At 48.7% G+C, this 6,516-nt stretch carries 7 protein-coding genes; all 7 read right to left on the bottom strand.

All coding sequences use genetic code 11. The features are described 5' to 3' along the window. The coding region (locus GXO76_06740) for a HAMP domain-containing protein (GenBank protein NOY77551.1) at positions 1-790 on the bottom strand (790 nt) is incomplete at its 3' end. Beyond that, a complete protein-coding gene (locus GXO76_06735) occupies positions 787-1,515 on the bottom strand; it encodes a response regulator transcription factor (protein ID NOY77550.1) in 729 nt (242 codons plus the stop codon). The genes GXO76_06740 and GXO76_06735, both read right to left, overlap by 4 nt. Before the next feature lie 32 nt (positions 1,516-1,547). Next, positions 1,548-2,660: a hypothetical protein gene (locus GXO76_06730; protein NOY77549.1), complete on the bottom strand. Its 1,113-nt coding sequence runs from the start codon at positions 2,658-2,660 to the stop codon at positions 1,548-1,550. Continuing rightward, positions 2,660-3,625, bottom strand: a complete 966-nt coding sequence (locus GXO76_06725; protein NOY77548.1) for a ParB N-terminal domain-containing protein — start codon at positions 3,623-3,625, stop codon at positions 2,660-2,662. The genes GXO76_06730 and GXO76_06725 overlap by 1 nt, the downstream gene beginning before the upstream one ends. Positions 3,626-3,860: 235 nt before the next feature. After that, a complete protein-coding gene (locus GXO76_06720; protein ID NOY77547.1) occupies positions 3,861-5,222 on the bottom strand; it encodes a T9SS type A sorting domain-containing protein in 1,362 nt (453 codons plus the stop codon). Then, positions 5,219-5,581: a response regulator gene (locus GXO76_06715; protein ID NOY77546.1), complete on the bottom strand. Its 363-nt coding sequence runs from the start codon at positions 5,579-5,581 to the stop codon at positions 5,219-5,221. The genes GXO76_06720 and GXO76_06715 overlap by 4 nt, the downstream gene beginning before the upstream one ends. A 7-nt stretch (positions 5,582-5,588) precedes the next feature. Continuing rightward, positions 5,589-6,323, bottom strand: coding sequence for a hypothetical protein (locus GXO76_06710; GenBank protein NOY77545.1), 735 nt, complete (start codon positions 6,321-6,323; stop codon positions 5,589-5,591). Positions 6,324-6,516: the final 193 nt, after the last annotated feature.

Here is a 6,516-nt window from a genome sequence, read left to right as displayed (position 1 = left end):
CGAACAGGGTCTCAATCCGATCAACCATAATGTTGAATGCGGTTGCCAGCTTATGGACTTCATCGTGTTGATCCGGCAGTTCAACGCGCTGACTAAAATCGCCGTTTGAAATCTGCTGACACACCCCAACCATGTAGTTCAGGCCTTTTAAATTCGACGAGGTTACCCACAACCCCAATCCGCCACCAATCAGTAATGTGATGAGCATGACCCCCATCAGCATCAATCCATTCCATAGAAGAATCTGGTTAATTGGGGCCAAGGACGTGCTGAGTTGCGCGACGCCCAGTATGTTTTGGCTACCAGGATGTGCTCGAAGGGGAATTAAGAGCACCAGGGTAGGATCGCCGTTCAGTGTTGTTTTGTAATCGATTTCATTTTGTCCGGCCAGCGCGCGCCGAAAATAAAATGAATTGGGAGGAGGAGGAACGGGTTCTTCCGGCAGATGTTTGCCAATAGCCAATATTTTTCCCGTTTTGTCAAGAATCAAGGCGGCCGTGTTTCGGGAGGTTAAGTCGCGTGCCAGGGGTTTTGCGATTTGCGCCAGATCGATCAATTGAGTGGAAGCAGGAGATTTCTTGAATTTAGGTGTCAAATAGTCTTTTGAATAAAGCCAGTGCTCGATAACCGGCTTCGCTTGTGCCCGAAGACGGTTACTTGTGCTGTAAATCAGGGAACGCCAAACATTCCAATAGGAATAACCTCCCACAACACCGATGGAAAGTGTAAGCAATCCAACGTATAACAGGCTTAAGCGGGCTCGCAGAGACAATCGATTCCACAGTTTCATGCCTCGTCCTCCGGGTAAAATGCGTAGCCCACTCCGTAATGCGTGCGAATTAACCGGGCAGGTCTGTCGCCCAATTTATCCCTGAGATGGCTGATGTGTACATCAATAATGTTGGTTTCGCCGACGTAATTGTATCCCATCACTCTGTTTAGCAGTGTTTCCCGTGTAAAGACGCGGTGTGGACGGCGTACAAAAAGCTCCAGAAGTGAAAATTCCGTTGGGGTCAGAGAAATGGGTTTTCCTGCTTTTGTTACCTCCCGGGTTTCCAAATCCATGACAATGTCACCAGCAGAAAGTGTTGAGCTTTCCACTTGTCGACCACTTCTGCGCAGTTGTGCCCGAATTCTCGCCAGCAATTCGGCAAAACTAAAGGGCTTGGTCATATAGTCGTCTGCTCCGATGTCAAGTCCTTTCACATGATCGGAAATATCCTTCTTAGCGGTCAGCATAATAATGGGGACGGACATCCCTTTCTCACGAAGCCTGCGGCAGACCTCAAATCCGTCTATATCGGGAAGCATGATATCAAGAATAATGAGATCAAATGGTTTTTCGCGACAAAGACGCAAACCGGTTTCTCCGTCCATTGCTACCAGAACCTCATATCCTTCGTAAGCAAGGCCTGTCCGTAAAAACTCCGTAATCGTTGGCTCATCTTCAATAACCAAAAGGCGTGCCTCGTAGGATGAGTCGCCATTTTCAGTACTTTTACTACCTTCCAACATTTTTTACTCCTTCCGCGAATGCGCGAAATGCTTTACGTAACCCACTCAAATACGGATTTGTCCAGCATTTTGGGAAGCGGGCATTTGCGCAGCACCTGATCACGAAAAGCAAATTGCCACACTTCGGGACTCTCCATGCAAAAATAGACGGTCACGTGAGGTGCGTGGCTTTTAATCCACTCGATCATTTTTCGGAACATGTGCTGGCGAATGGGGCGAAAATAGCGCAATTTACCGTCCTTGCCGGGAACCAATTCGCCCAGAACAATCCGGCTTTCGGGGTGGTTTTCGCGAATGACCCGGTCCATCGGGGCCGGATAGCGCAGTGCGCCCAAGCTGATCCAGGCAATGTTTTCCGGATGCACCGTTTCAAACAGGCGGTTTACCACATCCCGGTACCCGGATTCCCACTCCGGGTAATGAATCATCGGGTCAAAATGGAATGCCAGCCGGTAGCCGGCGGCTTCGACCTTCCGGGCCGCCTCAAGGCGTTCTGCAAGAGAAGGCGCGTTTTTTTCCTCCGTTCGAATGATGGGGTCCGGATTGAGCGACCATGCCACAATCACCTTTCGATTGTGCTCTAACGGAAGGAGCGGTTCAATCTGTGTGGTTTTGGTTTTTAGCTCCAGAATGGCATTTTGCTTTCCCACAAAATAGGGTACCAGTTTTTCGCTCAGGTGGGTGAGGTGTTCCAGCGTCAAACTGTCGGTGAGCTCGCCGGTGCCGATTCGGTACAGCGGAAATTTGAATTCTCCCAGCACACCGTCGAGTTCCCGAAAGGCATCCTCAATGTTCGTGTACACCACCATGAACGGGATGTTCAAGTAGCCCTGCAAAATGCAGTAGGTGCAGTTGACGTCGCAGTTAGTGGCGATGTTTAGAAAATAGTAGCCGCAGCAGACGTAATTTTGTGTGCCGGGGCAGGGTTTCAGAAATTTCCCCGACTGCCGGGCCAGAACCAGGGTTTTACGCGCTTCGGCAGGCGGTACCCCGGCTTCGCGGACTTTCTGGGCTTCCTCTTCCACCGTTTGAATTTTCTGCACCGGCACCCCATCCAATCGGGCGAGAATCTCTTGCGTCCAAGGCAGATGCCACACTCGCTCTTCCACCAGGAGTTTCTCCGGCCAGTATTTCTGGTACGCCATTACGCATCCTCCCAGAGCTTCTGCAGTTCCTGCAACTGATCCGATTCGGAAATAGCCTGCAGTTTAGCCACGGTTCGAGCAAATTCTTCCGGAGTGCGGAATTGAAATTCCAGCCGGAATTTGTCCCCTTCAAAATTCTGGGGAGGCCGCAGTTGAATGCCGGGCGGCAGACGCAAACCGCGGAGAATGTCCCGGAATCTGACTTCCGTTTTGGTCAAATTCGGATAGCGCCAGCGGCGCAAACGCTCACGCACCCTCTGGGTTTTTTGACCCAGCGAGATGCTTTCGTCTCCAAGAATTTGGGTGATTTCTTCCCGTTGTAAAAGTTCGGCAAGGGTTGATTTTTCCAAAAGTGCCACATCCCGCAAAAGGGCGAAAAACTCCTTCTGGCGATTTTTCCCCAAGTTGAGGGATTGAAAAAGACGCACCATGGCCAGACGGCTCTTTCCGTCCAGCGCGGGCAAATATTCAAAAAGATCAAACGTCAGGGCGTCAGCAGCAATCGCCTTTTGAACCGGCGGTTCGTAACCCGGGATTGCCAGAAGCCAGTTTAGCCATTTTCGGTTTTGCCCGATCCCAAGGGTGGGAAACCATTTTTTAAGAAGTTCTGCTTCCGAAATCTCAAACTGGTCCCGGAGTTTTTGAACGACAAAGGCTTTTTCCACCCAGTTGAAGGAACGAAGCGAAAGGTTTTCGAACAGGGTTTGCCTGAACCAGACAAACCGATCCTCCGGTGTACCGGAAATCGCGTCCACCCAGAGGGCCTGCCAGCCCAGCTTGCGGGCGGCTTCCAGTCGGCGAAAACCTGAAATGACACGCAAACGTCCATCGTCCAGAGCTTCCACCCGAAGGGGCTGCAGTTGCCCCACCGCTTGCAGGGAATCCCGAAGAGCAGAAACGTCCCGGAAATAGCTCATGCGATAAAAATCGTCTGTGTTATCAATGGAATCAATCGATAGTTTCATTAAACCTCTTCTGTTGAAAAAAAATAGGTTACTTTTCCGTATTCCTGTTGTCTGAACAAATCACTATGACAACACTTAATTATTTTCTGAACAGCGGATAAATGTCGTATGCGATTTGTACTTTCATTAAGATAAACAATTTGGGAATAAAAATCACGGAATTTTGGAGAAAAAAATGTCCCTGCGAAGCCGGACACACTTCGCAGGGACGCGAGGAGGATAAGATGTGGTGGGATTAGCGAAGCAACGTGCATTTTCCTGTTAAGAGATGCTGTCCCGCACGGAGGCGGTAAAAATAAAGTCCCGAGGTTACATTCTGACCGGCAGCGTTTTTTCCGTTCCAGAATACGCTGTGGGATCCGCGGCTGAAAACAGCTCCGGAAATCAACACCCGAATCAGCCTTCCTTGTGAATCGTAAATGCTGACCTGAACATGGGTGCGAACAGGCAGGTCAAATTGAATCCGTGTTTCAGGATTAAAGGGGTTGGGGTAATTGTTCAGTGAAAACTGCCGGGGCATGTCAGAGGTTTCAGCCAACTCCACAGCCGATGCATTTCCGTACCTGTATAACGTGCGTTCCACATTTTCCCACGTGTTGTTTTGCCAGGCCTGACCCGTTATTTTTACCAGATTGCCGTCGGTGTCGTATTCATAAGTGGAATGGTACGTATTTTCCCAGGCGCTGCCCTGCCAGGTTTGCCTGGTTTCTTTGGTGGGATTATTTTCACTGTTGTAGGTTGTGATCATCTGGGTATCGTTTTCCCATGCCGTACCGTTCCAGGTAAAATGGACCTCTTTGGTTGTGTTGCCGTTAGTGTCGTAAGTGCTTGTTATTTTATTTTGATTTTCCCAGTCCATATTGCTCCAAACCTGATGAACCTCTTCGATTTCCTGATTTTGGGTATCGTATTTGTGCGTTATCCGTTCCGATTGGCTCCAACTGACGCCCATCCAGATTTCGGTCATTTCTTCCGTACGGTTCTTCTGGGCATCGTAGCTGTATGTTGTGCGCATGGCATCCATCCAGGCATTGCCTACCCACATTTGCATAAGCAGGGTGTCCGGCAGTTTGTCCGAGTTAATCGTGGTGGTGGTTTTCAAGAAGCGCTTCCAGACCCCGTTTTCCATTTTGTAAGTAATGATTTCGATCGGATTATGGTCCGCGTCATATTTGCCTTCCGATTTGATGAATCCTTCCCATGTACCGTTATTCCACTTATACATGGACATTACGGTCAGATTGTTATTTGAGTCAAATACATAGGTTATTTTGGTGTCATTTTCCCACTGATTGTTTACATATTTCCGGGTTAATTCCTCGCCCAGTTGGCCTTTCGTATTGTACGAGTAGGTCGTTTTCTTGTCGTCCTGCCAATTCTGGTTAATCCATTTTTGGTGAAGTTCTTCCAAAAGAGCCGCGTGCGGTGTGGTCAAAACAAGGGGGACGGGCACCTGTTCCACATGGCGCTGTAAAAGAGCAGCCGATTCGCGCACGCTCGACAGTGATTCTGCCGGGGACGTTTGCGAAAAAGCGGAGACCGTGGATATTAAAAATAAGATAAGGGATATTAAAAGACTGCTTTTTAAACGATTCATTTTTGGGTTCTCCTTTCTAATTCATGTCTTAATTTTTCCATTTGAACGGGTTTTTCCAGAATGGTTGCCACACCGGCTTCTTTTAAATCGTGCAGGGTTTTTTCGCTGTAATAAGCACTTAGAACAATCACTTGACTGTCCGGAAAGGATTTGTTGAGTTCGCACACCATTTCGGTACCGTCAACGGTGGAAAAGCGGATTTCAGAAATAACCACCGCGGGTCGAAAACGCTGAATGAGGCTCCGGGCATTCAGAGGATTTTGGAGCACGGAGATGTCCTCAAACTCAAATCGCAGAGCCTGGGCAATGCCATGGGCCAGGGAGCTGTCTTCGTCGATAATAACAAGGTGCTTGTGCATGAGCAGATTAGCCCCAGCTTCCGGAAGCGATTTCCTTCCCGTTTTCAAACTGTTTCCAGCTTCCAACACCGCCACTATCCCAATGGCTTTCGTAACTGGGGACAAACGATCCGTTGTATTTTTCAAGTGATTGCAACGAACCGGAGTTGTCGGAATTTTGCGTGACGATTAATTTTATTCCCTCATCTCCTTCCTCAAGCAAGTACGTTATGGAATACGCTCCCTCGGCATCTTTTCCCCAGGACCACTGGGCCTGAATCTTCGTTGTGACCGGTTCGTAGGTCGTCATCGTGCCGGACTTCCCGTCTTTAGATTGTTCAATTTTCATAAACAGCCAGTTCTTGTAGGTGTAGTCCTCATCCGCACCGTCAAACCGGATTTCCCACACGTTCATATCATTGCGGTCGTAAACGCTCATGGTCAGGGTCACGCCGTTGTATTTCCACGACTTTGTCCAGATGGGGTCGTCCAGCGTTTGGGTGTTCTTTGCCAGTCCCGCCGGAGGTGTAAAGGCTGCGCTTAAAGAGGAAAAACTGTTGGCCATACCGATAAAATTGGTACTCATTTGGGCGTGGGGATCCGAGGATGCCCGCATGTGCTGGGGAACGTCGATGGCTTGAATGGTTAGTGCCGGGGGATTCTGATTTTCTTTGGGACCCGTGGGCGTATCCTTTTTAGAACAGTTTGTCCAGGCCAGAACCAGAAAAATTCCCGCGATCAGGGAAAGTTGTTTGAATGTCATGGGGACCTCCTATTTTTACCCGTTTTGTTTTTTCGTTGATTAAAGCAAATAGGAGACCAAAACAGAGTGTCTTTGTTACTGATTGATAATAAAGTAGTTAAGGGAATGGAGAAATGGCATTAAACTGAAAAGTGTTAACGGAGATTAACAGACTGTGCGTAATCGTGCAAAAAAGTGTAACGTCACGTTTTCA

This window comes from Calditrichota bacterium (assembly GCA_013151735.1).
Classification (GTDB): Bacteria; Zhuqueibacterota; JdFR-76; order JdFR-76; family BMS3Abin05; genus BMS3Abin05.
Note: the sequence above shows the minus strand (reverse complement) of the source record. Positions and strands in the feature narration are given on the sequence as shown.